The following is an 18,865-nucleotide window of genomic DNA, read 5'->3' on the forward strand; positions in this document are numbered from 1 at the left end:
TTTATCCTCAATGTTGGCTGACACCTGTCAACGCGACTCAGTTCTGTTCGGCGTGTGCTTTTTTAGCGGGTGATGCCCCAGATATCCCTGGCGTAGCCGCGGATAGTTCTGTCGCTGGAAAACTCCCCCATCCGGCAAATGTTGAGCAAGGCCCGGCGGTGCCAGCGATCCGGTTGTTCAAAATCAGCCATCGCCTGCTGTTGCACCTGACAATAACTGTCGAAATCCAGCAGATGGCAGTAATGATCGGCCCCCGTCAGCATCTGATGCAGCGGCGCAAACCGTTCGCGATCGGCGGTAAACTGCCCGGACACCAGGCTATCGACCACTCGCGCGATAGCCGGATTCTGATGATAGAACGCATGGTGACGCCCGAGGCGTCGGCTCTCTTCAATCTCTTCCGCCACCGCGCCAAACAGATAAAAATTATCGATCCCCACTGCCTCGCGGATTTCGATATTCGCCCCATCATAGGTGCCGATAGTTAACGCGCCGTTCATGGCAAACTTCATATTGCTGGTGCCGGACGCCTCGGTCCCGGCGGTGGAAATTTGCTCAGAGAGATCCGTGGCGGGAATAATTTTTTCCGCCAGCGAGACTTTATAATCTTCGAGGAAAACCACTTTAAGCTGCCCGGCGACCTGCGGGTCACTGTTAATTTTTCGGGCAACGGTATTAATCAACTGAATAATCAGCTTCGCCATCCGGTAGCCCGGCGCCGCTTTACCCGCAAACAAATGGACCTTAGGCGCAATCGTTCTCCCTGCCTCTTTGATATCCAGGTACAGCGCGATCACGTGAAGAATATTGAGTAACTGTCGTTTGTATTCGTGAATACGTTTGACCTGACAGTCAAACATGGCCAGCGGATCCAGCGGGATGCCGTAGCGTTGCGCCACCAGCTGGCTGAGCGCGGTTTTGTTAGCAAATTTTATGGCCCGGATATTGTCAATAACGGCCGGATCGTCCACCAGGTTTTCCAGACGGGAGAGCTGGGGTAAATCGGTTGGCCACCCCTCCCCCAATTGTTGTTGCAAAAACTCTGCCAGCCCAGGGTTAGCCTGCTGCACCCAACGACGCGGTGTGACGCCGTTGGTCTGATTAATGAATTTCTCCGGGGTGATAAAATAGAAATCAGGCACCAGCTGTTTTTTGACCAATTCTGAGTGCAGCCACGCCACCCCATTCACGCGATGGCTACCGACAATGGCCAGATTAGCCATGCGGATTTGCTTATCATGATGTTCGTCAATTAAAGACAGCGAAGATAACAGATGATTTTTATCCGGCCAGCGCCGGGCCACCGCTTCGAGAAAACGGTGGTTAATCTCAAATATAATCTGCAAATGACGCGGCAGAAGTTTCTCAAACAACGACACAGGCCAGGTCTCCAGCGCTTCCGGCATCAGCGTATGATTGGTGTAGGCGCAGGTATTTTGCGTTATCTCCCACGCCTGCTCCCAGGGTAGTCGGTATTCGTCCACGAGGATCCGCATCAGCTCCACCACCGCCAATGCCGGATGGGTGTCATTAAGCTGAATAGCCACATGCTGCGCCAGCAAAGTAATGTCGTCATTAACCTCAGCGTAGTCACGAAATATATCCCGCAGCGTACAGGCCACCAGAAAATATTCTTGGGTCAGCCGCAGCTCTTTTCCGGTCAGCACCTCATCGGAAGGATAGAGTATTTTTGAAATATTCTCCGAGGCGATTTTTTCACTCACCGCCTTGATATAATCGCCGCGATTAAAAATATGGATATTAAAGGAGTCAGAGGCTACCGCGCTGTAGAGACGCAGCTTGTTGGTGGTCGTATCCCGGTAGCCGGAAACAAAATAGTCATGGGGAATACCAACGATAGTTTTCCAGCCGAGCCACATCGGGTTGTAATTACCATCTATATCTTCGCTGTGCTCGATATACCCCCCCAGCGGGATCAGAATGTGCTGGGCGTGATGCTCCACCAGCCATGGGGAATGCATGGAGTGCCAGTCATCAGGATGTTCGATCTGCTGATCGTTTTGAAAGGACTGGCGAAAAAGGCCATATTCGTATTTGATGCCATGCCCGGACGCTGCAATGTCAAGGGTGGCCATCGAGTCGATAAAGCAAGCGGCTAAGCGCCCTAACCCGCCGTTACCCAGCGCGGCGTCAGGCTCCTCGTCAAGGAGTCGTTCAAGATCAAACCCCAGGTCATTGACCACCTGGCGCATCTCCGACAGTAAATTCATATTCACCAGGTTATTACGCAGCGACTGGCCGAGTAAAAACTCCATCGACAGGTAGTAAACTCGCTTTTTTCGCGCTTCGCGCTGCCGCGCCTGGCTCGACAGAAAATGGTCCTGCTGAAAATGACGAATGGCCAGCGCCACCGCGTTAAAAATATCGCCTTGCGTGGCTTTATTTAAGCTGACACACAGCGTGTATTTTAATTGCTCTTCAACCAACGCCCGTAATTCTTTGATATCTTGCGGATTAATGACAGGCATGCTGACCTCACTGGTCTCTTTTCTGCGTTAAACCGTGGCAGGTAAATCATCATTTTTCCAAGTATAGACGAAGTTTTTTTGCGGAAAGTTTTTATTCCTGAGCATCAATTCGCTTATATCGTGCTTCGGAACAATTAACATTCCTCCTTTTAAACGGATTGGTGGTTTCATTTTCGCCAGCTGATAACGCTGCGGCGCTGACAGAGTCAACGAGATTTCGCATGGCGGGCTTGCGAGGTCGGGAGGTCAGGATGAAGCGCGGTTGGGATGGTCAAAGGGAAAAGCAAGAAGGGGTTACCTTTCGGTAACCCCTTCTTTTATATGGCGGAAGCGCAGAGATTCGAACTCTGGAACCCTTTCGGGTCGCCGGTTTTCAAGACCGGTGCCTTCAACCGCTCGGCCACACTTCCGGTGTGAGGCGCACTATAAACACCTCGGCGGATGCTGTAAAGCACCATTTTGTTCAACTGCCTTAAAAACAAACAAATCTGTGTTATTCGTCTGAATTTCAGGCAGTTCGCACAGAAAATCAGCGCCCATCGCCGCTCGCGGACGGCAGTTTCTTTATGTACATATCTTTGGTGTAGTAGTACCCCAGCTTGTCCGGCGTGAAGCCGCCCACCCAGGGCTTCACTAAATGGGTACGCACATAGTGATAGACCGGAATGGCGGGAACATCCTGCGCCAGCAGATCTTCCGCCTGCTGATAGTATTTGCCGCGGGTCGCCACGTCGGTGGCTTTCGCCGCGTTGTGCAGCGCCTCATCGTAAGACGGGTTGCTGTACTGACTGGTGTTCTCGCTATCCCCGGTGCGGAAGGTATTGAGGAAGGAGGCGGCATCGTCGTAGTCGGCAATCCACGCGTAGCGGACGGCGTCAAAATTATGCGTATGCATCGTATCCAGCATCGTCTTCCACTCCTGGTTCTGCAGCTTCACCTCGACGCCGAGGTTTTTCTTCCACATAGAGCTGGCGGCGATGGCGATGCGCTGATGTGACTCGTAGGTGTTATATAGCAGGGTAAAGACCAAGGGGTGCCGCTCATCGTACCCCGCCTGCGCCAGCAGTTTTTTCGCCTCGGCAATCCGCTTCTCGCGCGGCCAGCTGGCATAGTCCGGGTTGTGTAGCGTCACGCCGCCAATATCCGGCTGACTGATCACCCAGGCCGGGCGCTGGCCCTGGCCGAGTACTTTTCCGGCAATGATATCTTTATCAAGCGCCATATTCAGCGCCCGACGCACGCGCGCGTCGTTAAACGGCGGCCGGGTGGTATTGAACTCGTAGTAATAGGTCGCCAGCTGTGGCGAAACGTCCAGCTGGTCGCCCATGGTTTTCTGCAACTGCGCAAACTGATTGATCGGTACCGTGTAAACAATATCGATCTCCCCCGCTTTGTAGCGATTAACATCGGCGGCCTCGGAAGAGACTGGCAGGTAAGTGACTTTATTGATAACCGTGTGCGCATTGTCCCAGTACTTCACATTACGTTCAGCCACCAGCCGTTCATTCACCACCCATTGGGTCAGCTTATAGGGCCCGCTGGTGACGATATGCTCTGGCCGGGTCCATTTATCGGCAAAACGCTCCACCAGCACTTTGTCGATCGGCACCAGCGCGGGGTGCGCCAGCATCGCCAGGAAGGCAGCATTCGGCTGAGTCAGGGTAACCTGCAGCGTGGTGTCGTTTAGGGCTTTCACCCCCAGCGTCTCGGGGCCCTTTTGCCCCAGGGCAATCTCTCGGGCGTTGGTGATATGCATATTGCCGGGGTAGCTTGCATAGGGGGAGGCGGTGGCTGGCGAAACCAGCCGTTGCCAGCTCCAAACGATATCCTGCGCTGTGATGGCCGTGCCGTCGGACCAGGTCAGGCCGGGACGTAAATGGAAGGTCCACAGCTGGTTGTCCTTGTTTTCCCAGCGTTCCGCCAGCCGGGGCTCGACCGCCCCCGCAGGTGATACGCTGACCAGACCTTCGAAGAGATCGCTAATAATATTATTTTCAACGTCGCTCTCGACTTTGTGCGGATCGAGCGAGGCTGGTTCACTGCCGTTATTTCTGACCAGCTCCTGCTTTTCCGCCAGCTGGGTGCCCGGCGGCACCTGCGCCGCCTGCGCCCCGCCGATCATTGCTATCATACTGACTGCCAGCAGCGTTCGCGTGATGTGATTGTTTTGATGTAATGTCATTTCCCTTTGCCTTTAACGTACGGAGTTATTCCCCCTTCCACACTTAGTCGCAGAATTTCAATAAAGCAATATTTTTCAGTAACCTATAAGATTTCGATCGGCTCACCGAAGCGAAACGCGAAAACATATCGCTTTTTCCAATCCATGCAGAATTTTATGCTAGTCAAAAGCGGCAAAAGCTAAGTAAAGATGGGTAAAAGCATTAGGGCTTCACGCTTGTTTTTCTTATTCTTTATACCTAATTACATCTGTCATAAGAGAGTGACTCATGGATCGCATAATTACATCATCGCGTGACCGTTCCTCGCTGCTCAGCACGCACAAGGTTCTGCGTAACACCTACTTCCTGCTCAGCCTGACGCTGGCGTTTTCCGCCATCACCGCTACCGCCAGCACGGTGCTGATGCTTCCTTCCCCGGGGCTGATTTTGACCCTCGTGGGGATGTACGGTCTGATGTTCCTGACCTATAAAACGGCGAATAAGCCCACCGGGATTATTTCCGCCTTCGCCTTCACCGGGTTCCTCGGCTATATCCTTGGACCGATGCTGAACGCGTACCTTTCTGCCGGCATGGGCGATTTGATCGGCCTGGCGCTGGGCGGTACGGCGCTGGTCTTCTTCTGCTGCTCGGCCTACGTGCTGACCACGCGCAAAGATATGTCTTTCCTCGGCGGGATGCTGATGGCCGGCGTGGTCGTGGTGCTGATTGGTATGGTCGCTAACCTGTTCCTGCAGCTGCCGGCGCTGCACCTGGCGATTAGCGCGGTGTTCATCCTGATCTCTTCGGGCGCCATCCTGTTCGAGACCAGCAACATCATCCGCGGTGGTGAAACCAACTACATTCGCGCCACGGTCAGCCTGTATGTCTCGCTGTACAACATCTTTGTCAGCCTGCTGAGCATCCTGGGCTTCGCCAGCCGGGACTAACCGTTCCCCTGCTAACAAAGGCCTCGCTTATGCGGGGCCTTTTTTTTTGCTACACTGCGGCCAGTTTCAGGCGGTATGTGAAAAATTATGTTTATTTTTGAAGGCAACGAAATTGAGACGGATAGCGAAGGCTATCTGAAAGATACCACCCAGTGGAGCGAGGCGATGGCCGACGTCATCGCCGCGCAGGAAGGGATAACGCTCACCGTTGAGCACTGGGAAGTGGTGCGCTTTGTGCGCGAGTTTTACCTTGAATTCAACACCTCACCAGCGATCCGCATGCTGGTAAAGGCGATGGCCAACAAGTTTGGCGAAGAGAAAGGCAACAGCCGCTATCTCTATCGCCTGTTTCCGAAAGGCCCCGCCAAACAAGCGACCAAAATCGCCGGTCTGCCGAAGCCGGTGAAGTGCATCTAATAGAGGATCGCGAACTTGTCCCAGCTGCGGGTGGGTTGATGGGGTTCAGTCAACACTCGGTCAACCCGCGCGCTGCGCGGCCCACCGGCTTTCAGCCAGGCGATGAGTTTCTCCACCTGCTCCGCCTCGCCGCAGGCAAGCACTTCCACGCCGCCGTCGTCCAGATTACGGGCATAGCCGGTCAATCCCAGCTGCAGCGCTTCCCGCTGTGTCGAATAGCGAAACCCTACGCCCTGAACCGAACCGTAAACCCATGCCATCGTGCAGATACTGGCCATCATCGTCTCCTTTTCGCTCACCCTTTACGCTGAGGATAGCAAATTCATTCAGCGTACGTGCTTTGGCAGTAAACCATAGTGCTGACGGAAGCGCGCGGTAAAGCGCGATCCCGACTGATATCCGCTGTTCTGCGCAATTTCCCCGATGGGCCGCGAAGTGGTCTGCAGCTGCCCCAGGGCATGGGCCATCCGCACCTCCTCGACAATCTGGCGAAAACTCTGCGATTCCTGCTGCAGCCGACGGCGCAGCGTGGACTCGCCGAGAAAGAGCATTTTCGCCACCCGCGACACGCTCCACGCTTGCGCTGGCGACAGCATGACCAGTTGTCGAACCTGCGCCGACAGATCCTGCTGCCGCTCGACGAGCAGCGGGCCGGCATAACCCGCCTCGTGCAAGGCCAGCAGCAGGCCCATGGTCTGATGCTGCTGCAGAGAGGGGGACAAGCCTTCCCGCACCGCCTGCAGAACGCTTTGCCACATAAACGCCAGCTCAGTCGTCACCGGGGCGCAGAGCGAGGTCAGACGCCCGGGCGGTGGTTCACTGACATAGCGGGTCTTGAACGCCGTCAACAGCTCGGGCGTCAGCGACAACAGATCGGAGCAAAAGAGGCCATTCTCCGGCTGGTTAATCACCTCCAGCTCAACGTCAGCCGGCAAAACAATCAGCTGTTGCGGGGTCGCCAGCACCCGGCTCTCCCCTTGCACAATCACCTTGCTGCCGCGCTTTACCCGACAGAGCGCCGGGGCGAACAGACGCACCCGATGCAGCCTGCATAGCCGTCGGGTGGTGATCTCCGCGGCGGTCAGGGCGTTATGCTGAAAATGAATACTCTCCATCCGACCACCCTTTTATTTTAGCGCCCGGCCGTCGCCGTCAACTGGGCGCTGGCGAGAGCATGGCTGTGTAACAGATACCCGACCAGCGCCCCGCTGGCATCGGCATTCACCGGCAGCGTGGGGATATCCAGCGCCCACACCGTAAAACGGTAGCGATGCGGTTTATCTCCCGCCGGCGGGCAGGCGCCGCCGAAGCCGGCATAGCCAAAATCGTTGCGGCCCTGTACCGCTCCGCCCGGCAGTGTAGCGCTGTTTTTATCTCCCGCGCCAGCGGGCAGAGAAGAGACGCTGCTGGCAATATTGACTAACGTCCAGTGCCACCAGCCGCTGCCGGTAGGCGCATCAGGATCCCGGACGGTGACCGCGAAGCTGCGCGTGCCTGCCGGGGCGTTTTTCCATGTCAGCTGTGGAGAGACATTGCCTCCTGTGCAGCCGAAACCGGTAAACCAGTGCTTCTGGGCCAGCGGCTGCCCGTCACGCATATCATTGCTGCTCACGCTAAACGGCGCGGCCATCGCGCCACTGCTCACTGCCGCAACCATCGCCACAACTATCCGCATACCTGTTTTCATCGTCTTCTCCTCCTGGGGGTGAGAAGACAGAGTATGAAACGCCGCGCAAAGTGAATGTGCTGAAGCGCCTGCATTTTGTGCCGAAACGCTCAACCGCGCCTGGCGGGGGAAAGATGCTTGTATGCGCCAGGTGTGCTAATCTACGCGCCATTTTTCGGTGCCGACATTCCCGTTGCTTAAAGGTAGCTCCATGACAGATTCCCTATTCCCCCGCTTAGTGTTAGCCAAAGGACGCGAGAAATCCCTGCTGCGTCGCCATCCGTGGATTTTCTCCGGCGGCGTCGCCCGCATGGAAGGTAAAGCCCGCAGCGGTGAAACCATCGATATCGTCGACCATCAGGGAAAATGGCTGGCCCGCGGCGCTTACTCGCCGTCGTCGCAGATCCGCGCCCGCGTGTGGACCTTCGATCGCAACGAAGCCATTGATAACGCCTTCTTTGAACGCCGCCTGCAGCAGGCGCAAACCTGGCGTGCCTGGCTGGCCGAGCGCGATGGCCTCGACAGCTACCGTCTGATCGCCGGCGAGTCCGATGGGCTGCCGGGCGTGACAATCGACCGCTTTGGCAACTTTTTCGTGCTGCAGCTCCTCAGCGCAGGCGCCGAATACCAGCGCGCCGCCATCATCAGCGCCCTGCAGAGCCTGTTCCCTGACTGCGCCATTTACGATCGCAGCGATGTCGCGGTGCGTAAAAAAGAGGGGCTGGAGCTGGCCCAGGGGCCGGTAGTGGGCGAACTGCCGCCAGCGCTGCTGCCGATCGCTGAGCATGGCATGAAGCTGTTGGTCGATATCCAGGGCGGGCACAAAACCGGCTATTACCTCGACCAGCGCGACAGTCGCCTGGCGACCCGTCGCTACGTGGCGGACAAACGGGTGCTGAACTGCTTCTCTTATACCGGCGGCTTTGCGGTGTCGGCGCTGATGGGCGGCTGCCGCCAGGTCACCAGCGTGGATACCTCGCAGGAAGCGCTCGACGTTGCGCGCCAGAACGTGGAGCTCAACGGACTGGATCTGTCCAAAGCGGAGTTTGTGCGCGACGACGTGTTCAAACTGCTGCGTAAATACCGCGATCAAGGGGAGAAATTCGACGTCATCGTGATGGATCCGCCGAAATTCGTAGAAAATAAAAGCCAGTTGATGGGCGCCTGCCGTGGCTATAAAGACATCAATATGCTGGCGATCCAGCTGCTGAACCCCGGCGGCGTGCTGCTGACCTTCTCCTGCTCCGGCCTGATGACCACCGATTTATTTCAGAAAATCATCGCGGATTCCGCAATTGATGCCGGACGTGATGTACAATTTATAGAACAGTTCCGTCAGGCTGCCGACCATCCGGTGATCGCAACCTATCCGGAAGGGCTGTATCTGAAGGGGTTTGCCTGTCGCGTCATGTAACTTGAAAAACGAAACATGAGCCTCATATAGGGAGTATTCATGTTTCCCAGGAGGTGCCTATGATAGCCAGCAAATTCGGTATCGGCCAACAGGTCCGCCATACGCTCTTGGGCTACCTGGGCGTCATCGTCGATGTCGATCCCGAGTACTCGCTCGCGGAACCGGAAGAGGATGAAATTGCCGCCAATGACGAACTGCGCGCGGCCCCCTGGTACCATGTAGTGATGGAAGATGATGATGGCCAACCCATCCACACCTATCTGGCAGAAGCGCAGCTGAGCAGCGAACCCCGCGACGAACATCCGGAGCAGCCGTCCCTCGACGAGCTGGCCAAAACAATTCGTCAGCAGTTGCAGGCGCCGCGCCTTCGCAATTAAACAAAACCCCGCCTGGCGGGGTTTTGTTTATTATTTTGCTAATCCCAGTCGCGGTAGCTCAATGGCCGGACAACGATCCATCACCACGTTTAACCCGGCTTCTCGGGCCAGCACCGCGGCCTGTTCATTGATCACCCCCAGCTGCAGCCACAGCGTTTTCGCGCCGATAGCAATCGCCTCCTGCGCCACGCCCCATGCCGCTTCTGAATTACGGAAGACATCAACCATGTCGACCTTTTCCGGAACATCGGCAAGCGTTCCATAGCCCTGCTGCCCCAACAGCGTCTTGCCTGCCACCTTCGGCGAAACCGGGATAACGTGATACCCCTGATCCAGCAGATACTTCATGACCCGGTAGCTAGGACGGTCAGGTTTGTCGCTGGCGCCGACCAGCGCAATCGTCCGTGTCGAGGTCAGGATTTCGGCAATATCGTTCTCTTTCATGGTTTCCTCCTGCTATTTCACCTAAGTGTATGCTAATCCGCAGCAGGGGGCCATCCAGGCTAACCCGCAGATTCAGCAAAATTTTCATCCCTGATGCTTGCAGCGACAGCCACATTCAGTAATCTGTCAGCAGGTCAAAATGCGGAATGAAAATATGGAACTGACAACACGTACCCTGCCTGCGCAAAAACATATCGCGCTGGTGGCTCACGATCACTGTAAAGATATGCTGATGAAATGGGTTGCTCGCCATCAGGCCCTGCTGGCGCAACATGTTTTGTACGCCACCGGCACTACCGGCAACCTGGTCTCCCGGGCTACCGGGCTGGAGGTCAATGCCATGCTGAGCGGTCCGATGGGCGGCGACCAGCAGGTGGGTGCCCTCATTTCAGAAGGGAAAATCGACGTGCTGATCTTCTTCTGGGATCCGCTGAACGCCGTTCCCCACGACCCGGATGTCAAAGCCTTGCTGCGTCTGGCCACGGTCTGGAACATTCCGGTCGCCACTAACGTCTCCACCGCTGACTTTATTATCCAGTCGCCGCACTTCGCTCAACCGCTCGATATTCTGATCCCGGATTATCCGCGATATCTTGCCGAGCGCCTGAAATAATCGAACCGCGATCACGGCTTTCTGGCCACAGGCACATCCAGCGCCTGCAGGATCTCGACAAACGGCGACGGTTGCGCCTTGTTAAATAACAGCCACACCCGGTGACGGGCACGGGTTATGGCCACGTACAGCAGTCGACGTTCCTCCGCATCCGGAAAATCTTCCGGTTGCGGCAGGAGCGCCTCCTCTATGATCGACTCGCGCGCTGGAGCCGGAAACGCATCCACTCCCTCCTGCAGTCCCAGCACAATGACATAGTCGGCCTGTTGACCTTTGCTGGCGTGAATAGTCATAAAATCAAGCTGGAGGTGCGGCCAGCGCGTCGCCGCTTTATCAAGCGCCTCGGGCTTCAGATGATGGTAGCGGGCAAGCAGAAGGATCCGCTGCTCGGGCTTAACGTAACCGCTCAATTTATCCAGAAGATCGTCCAGCTTATCGTCGGCTAACAAAGTGACGGCCTTTTTATCTCCCGCGGTCAGGCTGTTCAGCGGTTTGCTTAACTGATGCGGATTCTGCTGGATAAAACCATTGGCTATTTCGCCGATACGCCCGTTAAAGCGATAGGTGGTATCCAGCGCACAGCAGTCCCCTTCGCCAAAGTAGTGGTTGAACGCGGTGGTCAGGGAGAGCTGCGCCCCGCTGAACCGGAAAATCGCCTGCCAGTCATCGCCAACGGCAAAGAGCGTGGTTTGGCTATTTTGCCGGCGTAACGCGGCCAGCAGCGAGGCTCGCTGCGGCGAAATATCCTGAAATTCATCCACCAGAATGTGTTTCCACGGGCTAACGAAGCGGCCTTTATCGAGAATATTGACCGCCTGATGGATCAGACCGGAAAAATCGACTGCATTCTCCGCCTTCAGCGCCGCCTTCCACTCTTTCAGCAGGGGCGACATCAGCTTCACCCGTTTACTGAACAGATCGCGTACCGCATCCGGCGCGCCGGCGATCATCTCTGCCTGGGAGCCGCCGTGCATGCGCATCAGGCTGACCCAGCGGTCAAGCCGGCTGGCCATCCGCCGCTGCACCTTTTTATCCTGCCAGAAGTCCCCCTCCGGCAGTTGCCAGCCCATCTCCTCTTCCAGCCACAGGCGCCAGCCTTTCGCCTGCGCTTTTTTCTCCTGGCACTGCTTTTGCCAGCTTTTCAGCAGCAATGCGTGGCGGGCCGCAGTATCGCTTTCCAGCTTACTGATGGTGGGCACTTTTTTGCTGCCCTGCTGGATAATATGCAGCGCCAGCGAGTGGAAGGTGCGGGCGGTAATATCGTCTGATGCCAGACGCTCGCGGATCCGCTCATCCATCTCCTGCGCCGCCTGGCGGCCAAATGCCAGCAGCAGAATTTGCTCTGCCGCCGCTTCTCCCCGCGCCAGCAGCCAGCCCGCTCGAGCCACCAGCACCGAGGTTTTACCACTGCCCGCTCCCGCCAGCACCAGCAGGGAGTGCTCGCCGTTCACCACCGCTCGCGCCTGCGACGGATTGAGCGGGGAGGATTCCACTCCGTTAAAAAAGCCGCGATACTGTTCCAGCATCGCCTCGGTAAAGGCCTGGTTATGGGCCTGACGCGCCGCTTCAATATCCCCTAGCCAGCGCTGACATTCCCGCCACAGCTCCCGGCAGTTATCAAAGGCGTCAAGCCGGCTGGTGGGCATCGGCAACCCGGTTAACGCATGGCGAATATGATCCTGAACATCCGCCACCTGCTGACGCGTCAGCCACTTACCTTCTGCCCGGGTGCGTTCGATGGCTGTCAGCTGCTGCTTCAGCACCCCGGCGGCGATATCGCTCATTTCCGTGCTCCACTGCTGCCAGAGCGTGTGTAAATGGTGATAAAAGCGCTGCGTTTCGCTCCATTCGGTACCGTGCAAACGCACGACTTTATCGTCCGGCAGCACAAACTCCAGTTCGCCCCAGACCAGACCGCGCTTACAATGCACTGACAATAACTGATTGAAAGGGATAAGATACTCATGACGATCGCCGGAAACCTTTACCCCGGCATTCAGTAACTGCACCCTGTCATAAGGATGCTGAGCCATGCGTTTGCCCAATGTTGTCGCTTTAAGTTCCATATAATGTCGATTTTCAATCAGGGTGGATTGTTTTTCAGTTTAACCGCCCCGGACCAGGTGCTCCAGCGCAAAAAAACGTTACAATTGTCAGGTCTTATTATCTACAGGGCAAAACCGAGGCTTTATGCGTACCATTCTGAATATTTTGAACTTTATCCTTGGCGGTTTCGCCACCACTTTAGGCTGGCTGCTCGCCACTCTGGTCAGCATTTTGCTGGTCGTCACGCTGCCGCTGACTCGTTCCTGCTGGGAAATCACTCGCCTTTCGTTATTTCCCTATGGTAACGAGGCGATTCATGTTGATGAGCTCGAGCCAGGTCGCCAAAACAGCCTGCTGAACGCCGGCGGCACCATCCTGAATATTCTGTGGTTCATTTTTTTCGGCTGGTGGTTGTGCCTGATGCACATTTTCAGCGGCATCGCCCAATGCCTGACTATCATTGGCATCCCGGTGGGGATCGCTAATTTTAAAATCGCCGCCATCGCCCTCTGGCCGGTGGGTCGCCGGGTCGTCTCTGTGGAAACCGCGCGCGCCGCGCGCGAAGCCAATGCGCGTCGTCGCTTTCAGTAACCGAACGGAACACGGACATGATTAGCCCCCTGCTACGCCGCTACACCTGGAACAGCGCCTGGCTTTATAACGTACGCATTTTTATTGCGCTCTGCGGCACGACGTTGTTTCCCTGGTGGATCGGCGAAGTCAAACTGACCATCCCCCTCACCCTCGGCGTCGTGGCCGCGGCGCTGACCGACCTTGATGACCGTCTGGCGGGCCGTCTGCGCAACCTCGCCATTACTCTGGTTTGCTTTTTTATCGCCTCCGCCTCCGTGGAGCTGCTGTTTCCGTGGCCGCCGCTGTTTGCCCTTGGTCTGACCGTGTCTACCATCGGCTTTATTTTGCTTGGCGGCCTCGGACAGCGCTATGCGACCATTGCCTTCGGCGCCCTGCTTATCGCCATCTACACCATGCTCGGCGTCACGCTGTACGATCACTGGTATCTGCAGCCGTTGTTCCTGCTGGCGGGAGCCGTGTGGTACAACCTGCTGACGTTGTCCGGCCATCTGATTTTTCCAATTCGTCCACTGCAGGACAACCTGGCGCGTAGCTATGAGCAACTGGCCCGCTATCTGGAGCTCAAATCCCGGCTGTTTGATCCAGACCTTGAGGATGAGAGCCAGGCGCCGCTGTACGATCTGGCCCTCGCCAACGGCCAACTGGTGGCGACCCTTAACCAAACCAAGGTCTCACTGTTGACCCGACTACGAGGCGACCGGGGACAGCGTGGTACTCGTCGTACGCTGCAGTATTACTTTGTGGCCCAGGATATTCATGAACGCGCCAGCTCATCGCATATTCAGTACCAGACCCTGCGCGACCAGTTCCGCTACAGCGATGTGATGTTCCGTTTCCAGCGCATGCTTTCGATGCAGGCGCAGGCCTGCCAGAAACTCTCGCGGGCGATTCTGCTGCGCGAACCCTATCAGCATGATGCCCATTTCGAACGGGCGTTTATGCATCTTGATGCGGCACTTGAACGCGTACGCGCCAGCGGCGCATCCGATGAGCAGCTCAACGCCCTTGGCTATTTACTCAATAACCTGCGCGCCATTGATGCTCAGCTGGCCACGATTGAATCGGTGCAAACCACCGCGCCCGCCGGGAGTAATACAGAGACGCTGCTGGCCGACGACAGGCTCGGCGGACTGAACGATATCTGGCTGCGCCTGCAGCGCAATATGTCGCCAGAGTCAGCCCTCTTTCGCCACGCGGTGCGTATGTCGCTGGTGCTCTGCGCCGGCTATGCCTTCATCCAGTTTACCGGTCTTCAGCACGGCTACTGGATCCTGCTGACCAGTTTGTTCGTTTGTCAGCCGAACTATAACGCCACCCGCCATCGTCTGGCGTTGCGGATCATCGGCACGCTGGTCGGGGTGGCGATCGGCCTGCCGGTCCTCCTGCTGGTACCGTCGGTTGAAGGGCAGCTGCTGCTGATCGTCCTCACCGGCGTGCTGTTCTTCGCCTTTCGTAACGTGCAGTACGCCCATGCCACCATGTTTATCACGCTGCTGGTGCTGCTGTGCTTTAACCTGCTTGGCGAAGGTTTTGAAGTCGCGCTGCCGCGCATCATTGATACGCTGATCGGCTGCGCCATCGCCTGGGCGGCGGTCAGCTTCATCTGGCCGGACTGGAAATTCCGCAACCTGCCGCGGGCGCTGGACCGGGCGCTAAACGCGAACTGCCGTTATCTGGATGCCATCCTGGAGCAGTACCACCAGGGCCGCGACAACCGGCTGGCCTACCGTGTCGCACGCCGTGACGCCTACAACCGCGACGCTGAACTGGCTTCCGTCGTCTCGAACTTGTCGACGGAACCACGGGCGGATGCCGCCCAGCGCGAGACCGCCTTTCGCCTGCTGTGTCTCAATCATACCTTCACCAGCTACATTTCCGCTCTCGGCGCGCATCGGGAAAAACTGTCCACGCCGGACATCCTCGCCCTGCTCGATGATGCGGTCTGCTATGTCGATGATGCCCTGCATCATACCCCAGCGGATGAACAGCGAGTGCAGAAGGCGTTGACCAGCCTGCAAAGCCGGATCCACCATCTGGAGCCTCGCGCGGACAGTAAAGAGCCCCTGGTGCTACAGCAGATTGGCCTGCTGCTGGCGCTGTTGCCTGAAATCTGCCGCCTGCAGCAGCGGGTACACGCTCAAACGGAATAACCGTTGTCCATTAGCGCGCAGACGCCCATTCCAGAAGCTCCTGACGCCGTGGCGTCGGGAGCGCGGCGGCATGAACGCCAACGATAGCCCCCTCCAGCGCCAGCAAGACGTTGTGCGATAGGGAAGCATTGTTCTCGCGCAGCTTTAGCCAGGCCTGGCGGGCGCCCACCTCCCGTAGTGCTAACACGTCTGGTATGCCCGAGTGAATCAGCTGCAATTCCATATGAAAACTGATATTGGGTAAATCCTTCAGGCGTCCCGACGACCGGCGGCGATATTTTTCACGCTGGGCGCTCTGCCACGACATCAGTGACAAGCGGAAAAGCTGTTTCTCATCGCGCCACAAGGCATCGTCGATTTGATAATACTTTAGCGGCACGATGCGCCCGTGTCGGCGCAGCATCAATAAAGGATTATGGTGTTCTACCCGATAGGCAGCGCTCTGCTCGCAGGCCTTTAGATAAATATTCCCCTCTGCCACCATCGCAAACACGGTATCTTCGATAGCCAGGCTGTAGCCGCCAAACAGGGGGCGAGAGTGAAGTTGACCCAGCGGAGAGACGCAGGCCTGAAATTGCGGGAGCCGCGGACATACGAGTTTTCTCATGATCATTCCTTTGTGAATCATGTAATTAAACTTAAGTTGTTAACGGATCCGCTAAGGGAAAACATAAGGGACTTCCCTGACAGCAGCAAGATGATTTTTGCCTGCTTTTCCACCAGAATGCGGTTTTGCGAGACGCTTTCAGAAAATTGCAGCTGTTGCTGCAACTGGCAGACAGGAGAAAAAGGATTAGCCGGTGTTAAGGATGGTGTTGCGAGTAGCCGCAAACCTGTACCGTCAGGATGGCTGAAAGCGATTAAATTTCCACCAGCAAAATGACAAATTGCGGTTGATCTTTTCCCCTGGTGGATATACTGTATATGCATACAGTAACTACAGGCGGGATAGACTATGTTTACTTCAGCTCATGCAAACCGTTCAGCACAGGCCTCTGCTCCGGCAGCCCACTACGCTCATCGTTCTGGCGAACAGGCCGCCAATGGGCTGATCAGTGAAATTGTCTATCGTGAAGATCAACCCATGATGACACAGTTGTTGTTGCTACCTTTATTACAGCAGTTGGGTCAACAGTCTCGCTGGCAGCTGTGGCTTACGCCGCAGCAAAAGCTTAGCCGCGAGTGGGTTCAGTCCGCCGGTCTGCCGCTGTCTAAGGTCATGCAAATTAGCCAGCTCTCCCCCAGTCACACTTTAGACTCGATGATCCGCGCCCTGCGTACCGGTAACTATAGTGTGGTTATCTGCTGGCTGGCGGAGGAGTTAACCGCTGACGAACATGAGCGTCTGGTGCATGCAGCCCAGGAAGGCTGCGCGATGGGATTCATCATGCGCCCGGTCCGAAATCAGGGCACGCTCGGCAGACAACTCAGCGGGCTAAAAATTCACTCAAATTTGTATCATTGAGTGAAATTAGGATTATTCCTGGAATTTTTTTTACCGGTAGTAATGGCACAGCGTTTTTTAAGGTCTTTTTCGCGGAATGCCTGCCACACGGGCATTTGTGCCTTTTTTTCGTGTACGAAAATCAACCATATTTGTTAAATATTGTGTACACAACCCTTTTTTTTCATATGCCTGACAGAGTTCACACTTGTAAGTTTCGAACTAAGTTGTAGACTTTACATCGCCAGGGGTGATCGGCTTACGCTGCATGTATCAGCATAGTTAACAACAAGTCACGCCCCCGGTGAAGGATTTAACCGTGAGGTCTTTTGTAACTTCATGGCGAATTTTGGATGATAATGAGGCGCAAAAAATGAAAAAGACAGCTATCGCGATTGCAGTGGCACTGGCTGGCTTCGCTACCGTAGCGCAGGCCGCTCCGAAAGATAACACCTGGTATGCAGGTGGTAAACTGGGTTGGTCCCAGTATCACGACACCGGTTTCTACGGTAACGGTTTCCAGGGCAACAATGGTCCGACCCGTAACGATCAGCTCGGTGCTGGTGCGTTCGGTGGTTACCAGGTTAACCCGTACCTCGGTTTCGAAATGGGTTACGACTGGCTGGGCCGTATGGCATATAAAGGCAGCGTTGACAACGGTGCTTTCAAAGCTCAGGGCGTTCAGCTGACCGCTAAACTGGGTTACCCGATCACTGACGATCTGGACATCTACACCCGTCTGGGCGGCATGGTTTGGCGCGCTGACTCCAAAGGCAACTACGCTTCTAACGGCGTTTCCCGTAGCGAACACGACACTGGCGTTTCCCCAGTATTTGCTGGCGGCGTAGAGTGGGCTGTTACTCGTGACATCGCTACCCGTCTGGAATACCAGTGGGTTAACAACATCGGCGACGCGGGCACTGTGGGTACCCGTCCTGATAACGGCATGCTGAGCCTGGGCGTTTCCTACCGTTTCGGTCAGGAAGATGCTGCACCGGTTGTAGCTCCGGCTCCGGCTCCGGCTCCGGAAGTGGCGACCAAGCACTTCACCCTGAAGTCTGACGTACTGTTCAACTTCAACAAAGCAACCCTGAAACCGGAAGGTCAGCAGGCTCTGGATCAGCTGTACACCCAGCTGAGCAACATGGATCCGAAAGACGGTTCCGCTGTTGTTCTGGGCTACACCGACCGCATCGGTTCCGAAGCTTACAACCAGCAGCTGTCTGAGAAACGTGCTCAGTCCGTTGTTGACTACCTGGTTGCTAAAGGCATCCCGGCTGGCAAAATCTCCGCTCGCGGCATGGGTGAATCCAACCCGGTTACTGGCAACACCTGTGACAACGTGAAAGCTCGCGCTGCCCTGATCGACTGCCTGGCTCCGGATCGTCGTGTAGAGATCGAAGTTAAAGGCTACAAAGAAGTTGTAACTCAGCCTGCGGCTTAAGTTATAACTGATGAAAAAACCCGCTTCGGCGGGTTTTTTTATGTCTTCTCGCTCGCTTTAGCGGCTAAAGACTGAAGGCCGTTAGAGGCGGATGATAGCCTGTGTGGCGCGACCTGCGCCTTAGTCACCACTGAACGGGCAGCCCGCTACTCCTTACCTAACAGAACCTGCAGATCGTGCTTCAGGCTCGACATTTTGCTGGCATACTTCTCTTTATGCTCAGCATCCTCAATCAGCTGGACGATGGTTTCGGACAAGGTTTTCCCTCGCCTCTGCGCCAGACCGGCAAGGCGCTGCCAGACGACAAACTCAAGGTCGATCGACTTCTTACGCGTATGCTGATGCTCGGCGTTAAAATGGCGTTTCCGTCGCGCACGGATGGTCTGTTTCATGCGGTTCATCAGCGCCGGATTCATATGCTGCTCAATCCAGGCATGCACCAGCACAGGTTCATTCTCGAGCGTCAGCAAGTCATCTACCGCAGCTTGCGCAGCGCTGGCCTCAATGTAGCGGGTAATCAGCTCACCTTCCCGGTGCTTCTTTACCAGATATTTCCATTTCCAGCCGCTTTCAAGATTTTCCAGTTGTTGATATTTCATTGCGATCTCAATGTGACCGTGTAACTCATTTCAGGATATCAGTTTTTTCCTGATGTGC

Annotated in this window: 19 protein-coding genes and 1 tRNA gene; 9 read left to right on the forward strand and 11 right to left on the reverse strand. The window is 56.0% G+C overall.

The window, feature by feature from the left end:
* Nucleotides 1-62 precede the first annotated feature (62 nt).
* The 3 genes from ABLV54_RS05475 to ABLV54_RS05485 form a co-directional block, all read right to left on the reverse strand.
* Nucleotides 63-2,489 carry a glycogen/starch/alpha-glucan phosphorylase gene (locus ABLV54_RS05475; protein WP_101881089.1) on the reverse strand — a complete coding sequence of 809 codons (2,427 nt, stop codon included), beginning with the start codon at nucleotides 2,487-2,489 and terminating at the stop codon, nucleotides 63-65.
* A 322-nt stretch (nucleotides 2,490-2,811) separates the two neighbouring features.
* Nucleotides 2,812-2,899 (reverse strand) — tRNA-Ser (locus ABLV54_RS05480).
* Between the two features lie 119 nt (nucleotides 2,900-3,018).
* Nucleotides 3,019-4,671, reverse strand: coding sequence for an ABC transporter substrate-binding protein (locus ABLV54_RS05485; protein WP_050532899.1), 1,653 nt, complete (start codon nucleotides 4,669-4,671; stop codon nucleotides 3,019-3,021).
* A 268-nt stretch (nucleotides 4,672-4,939) separates the two neighbouring features.
* Here ABLV54_RS05485 and yccA point away from each other — a divergent pair, with 268 nt between their 5' ends.
* Together yccA and tusE are read left to right on the forward strand one after the other, a co-directional pair.
* A complete protein-coding gene (gene yccA / locus ABLV54_RS05490; protein WP_002898458.1) occupies nucleotides 4,940-5,599 on the forward strand; it encodes an FtsH protease modulator YccA in 660 nt (219 codons plus the stop codon).
* An 87-nt stretch (nucleotides 5,600-5,686) separates the two neighbouring features.
* Nucleotides 5,687-6,016: a sulfurtransferase TusE gene (gene tusE / locus ABLV54_RS05495; protein ID WP_050532900.1), complete on the forward strand. Its 330-nt coding sequence runs from the start codon at nucleotides 5,687-5,689 to the stop codon at nucleotides 6,014-6,016.
* Here tusE and yccX read toward each other — a convergent pair.
* Genes yccX through ABLV54_RS05510 form a run of 3 tightly spaced genes read right to left on the reverse strand, consistent with a single transcriptional unit; the run spans nucleotide 6,013 to nucleotide 7,703 of the window.
* Entirely contained in the window at nucleotides 6,013-6,294 is a 282-nt protein-coding gene (gene yccX, locus ABLV54_RS05500; RefSeq protein WP_004201446.1) for an acylphosphatase, read from the reverse strand. The two genes, tusE and yccX, sit on opposite strands and share 4 nt — an antisense overlap.
* 48 nt (nucleotides 6,295-6,342) lie before the next feature.
* Nucleotides 6,343-7,131, reverse strand: coding sequence for an AraC family transcriptional regulator (locus tag ABLV54_RS05505; protein WP_023289061.1), 789 nt, complete (start codon nucleotides 7,129-7,131; stop codon nucleotides 6,343-6,345).
* A gap of 17 nt (nucleotides 7,132-7,148) precedes the next feature.
* On the reverse strand, nucleotides 7,149-7,703 hold the full coding sequence (locus ABLV54_RS05510) for a YbhB/YbcL family Raf kinase inhibitor-like protein (protein ID WP_023289060.1): 555 nt from the start codon (nucleotides 7,701-7,703) through the stop codon (nucleotides 7,149-7,151).
* Nucleotides 7,704-7,893: 190 nt separating this feature from the next.
* Here ABLV54_RS05510 and rlmI point away from each other — a divergent pair, with 190 nt between their 5' ends.
* Both rlmI and hspQ read left to right on the forward strand, forming a co-directional pair.
* Nucleotides 7,894-9,096, forward strand: coding sequence for a 23S rRNA (cytosine(1962)-C(5))-methyltransferase RlmI (gene rlmI, locus ABLV54_RS05515; protein WP_023289059.1), 1,203 nt, complete (start codon nucleotides 7,894-7,896; stop codon nucleotides 9,094-9,096).
* A 59-nt stretch (nucleotides 9,097-9,155) separates the two neighbouring features.
* The gene (gene hspQ / locus ABLV54_RS05520; RefSeq protein WP_023289058.1) at nucleotides 9,156-9,473 is read left to right on the forward strand and encodes a heat shock protein HspQ; all 318 of its coding nucleotides are present in this window, start codon (nucleotides 9,156-9,158) and stop codon (nucleotides 9,471-9,473) included.
* Between the two features lie 30 nt (nucleotides 9,474-9,503).
* Here hspQ and ABLV54_RS05525 read toward each other — a convergent pair whose 3' ends face one another.
* Entirely contained in the window at nucleotides 9,504-9,917 is a 414-nt protein-coding gene (locus ABLV54_RS05525; protein WP_023289057.1) for a CoA-binding protein, read from the reverse strand.
* A 154-nt stretch (nucleotides 9,918-10,071) separates the two neighbouring features.
* Between ABLV54_RS05525 and mgsA the strand changes: the two genes are divergently transcribed.
* Entirely contained in the window at nucleotides 10,072-10,530 is a 459-nt protein-coding gene (gene mgsA / locus ABLV54_RS05530) for a methylglyoxal synthase (RefSeq protein ID WP_004201439.1), read from the forward strand.
* Nucleotides 10,531-10,541: 11 nt separating this feature from the next.
* On the opposite strand, the gene helD is transcribed toward mgsA, so the two are convergent.
* On the reverse strand, nucleotides 10,542-12,596 hold the full coding sequence (gene helD / locus ABLV54_RS05535; protein WP_050532902.1) for a DNA helicase IV: 2,055 nt from the start codon (nucleotides 12,594-12,596) through the stop codon (nucleotides 10,542-10,544).
* A gap of 124 nt (nucleotides 12,597-12,720) precedes the next feature.
* Here helD and ABLV54_RS05540 point away from each other — a divergent pair, with 124 nt between their 5' ends.
* Together ABLV54_RS05540 and yccS are read left to right on the forward strand one after the other, a co-directional pair.
* A complete protein-coding gene (locus ABLV54_RS05540) occupies nucleotides 12,721-13,167 on the forward strand; it encodes a YccF domain-containing protein (protein WP_050532903.1) in 447 nt (148 codons plus the stop codon).
* A 17-nt stretch (nucleotides 13,168-13,184) separates the two neighbouring features.
* Entirely contained in the window at nucleotides 13,185-15,320 is a 2,136-nt protein-coding gene (yccS, locus tag ABLV54_RS05545) for a YccS family putative transporter (protein ID WP_023289054.1), read from the forward strand.
* Between the two features lie 10 nt (nucleotides 15,321-15,330).
* Here the strand turns inward: yccS and ABLV54_RS05550 are convergent, their stop codons facing one another.
* Together ABLV54_RS05550 and ABLV54_RS05555 are read right to left on the reverse strand one after the other, a co-directional pair.
* Nucleotides 15,331-15,927: a TfoX/Sxy family DNA transformation protein gene (locus ABLV54_RS05550; RefSeq protein ID WP_023289053.1), complete on the reverse strand. Its 597-nt coding sequence runs from the start codon at nucleotides 15,925-15,927 to the stop codon at nucleotides 15,331-15,333.
* Nucleotides 15,928-15,944: 17 nt separating this feature from the next.
* Nucleotides 15,945-16,250: a hypothetical protein gene (locus tag ABLV54_RS05555; protein ID WP_156835198.1), complete on the reverse strand. Its 306-nt coding sequence runs from the start codon at nucleotides 16,248-16,250 to the stop codon at nucleotides 15,945-15,947.
* A gap of 25 nt (nucleotides 16,251-16,275) precedes the next feature.
* Here ABLV54_RS05555 and sulA point away from each other — a divergent pair, with 25 nt between their 5' ends.
* Both sulA and ompA read left to right on the forward strand, forming a co-directional pair.
* Nucleotides 16,276-16,785 carry an SOS-induced cell division inhibitor SulA gene (gene sulA / locus ABLV54_RS05560; protein ID WP_023289052.1) on the forward strand — a complete coding sequence of 170 codons (510 nt, stop codon included), beginning with the start codon at nucleotides 16,276-16,278 and terminating at the stop codon, nucleotides 16,783-16,785.
* Between the two features lie 352 nt (nucleotides 16,786-17,137).
* Nucleotides 17,138-18,208: a porin OmpA gene (gene ompA / locus ABLV54_RS05565; protein WP_023289051.1), complete on the forward strand. Its 1,071-nt coding sequence runs from the start codon at nucleotides 17,138-17,140 to the stop codon at nucleotides 18,206-18,208.
* 146 nt (nucleotides 18,209-18,354) lie between these two features.
* Here ompA and matP read toward each other — a convergent pair whose 3' ends face one another.
* Complete coding sequence (gene matP, locus ABLV54_RS05570) at nucleotides 18,355-18,807, reverse strand: macrodomain Ter protein MatP (protein WP_002898404.1); 453 nt, start codon at nucleotides 18,805-18,807, stop codon at nucleotides 18,355-18,357.
* Nucleotides 18,808-18,865 lie beyond the last annotated feature (58 nt).

It is taken from the genome of Klebsiella sp. JB_Kp042, from assembly GCF_040065275.1.
GTDB lineage: Bacteria > Pseudomonadota > Gammaproteobacteria > Enterobacterales > Enterobacteriaceae > Klebsiella > Klebsiella quasipneumoniae.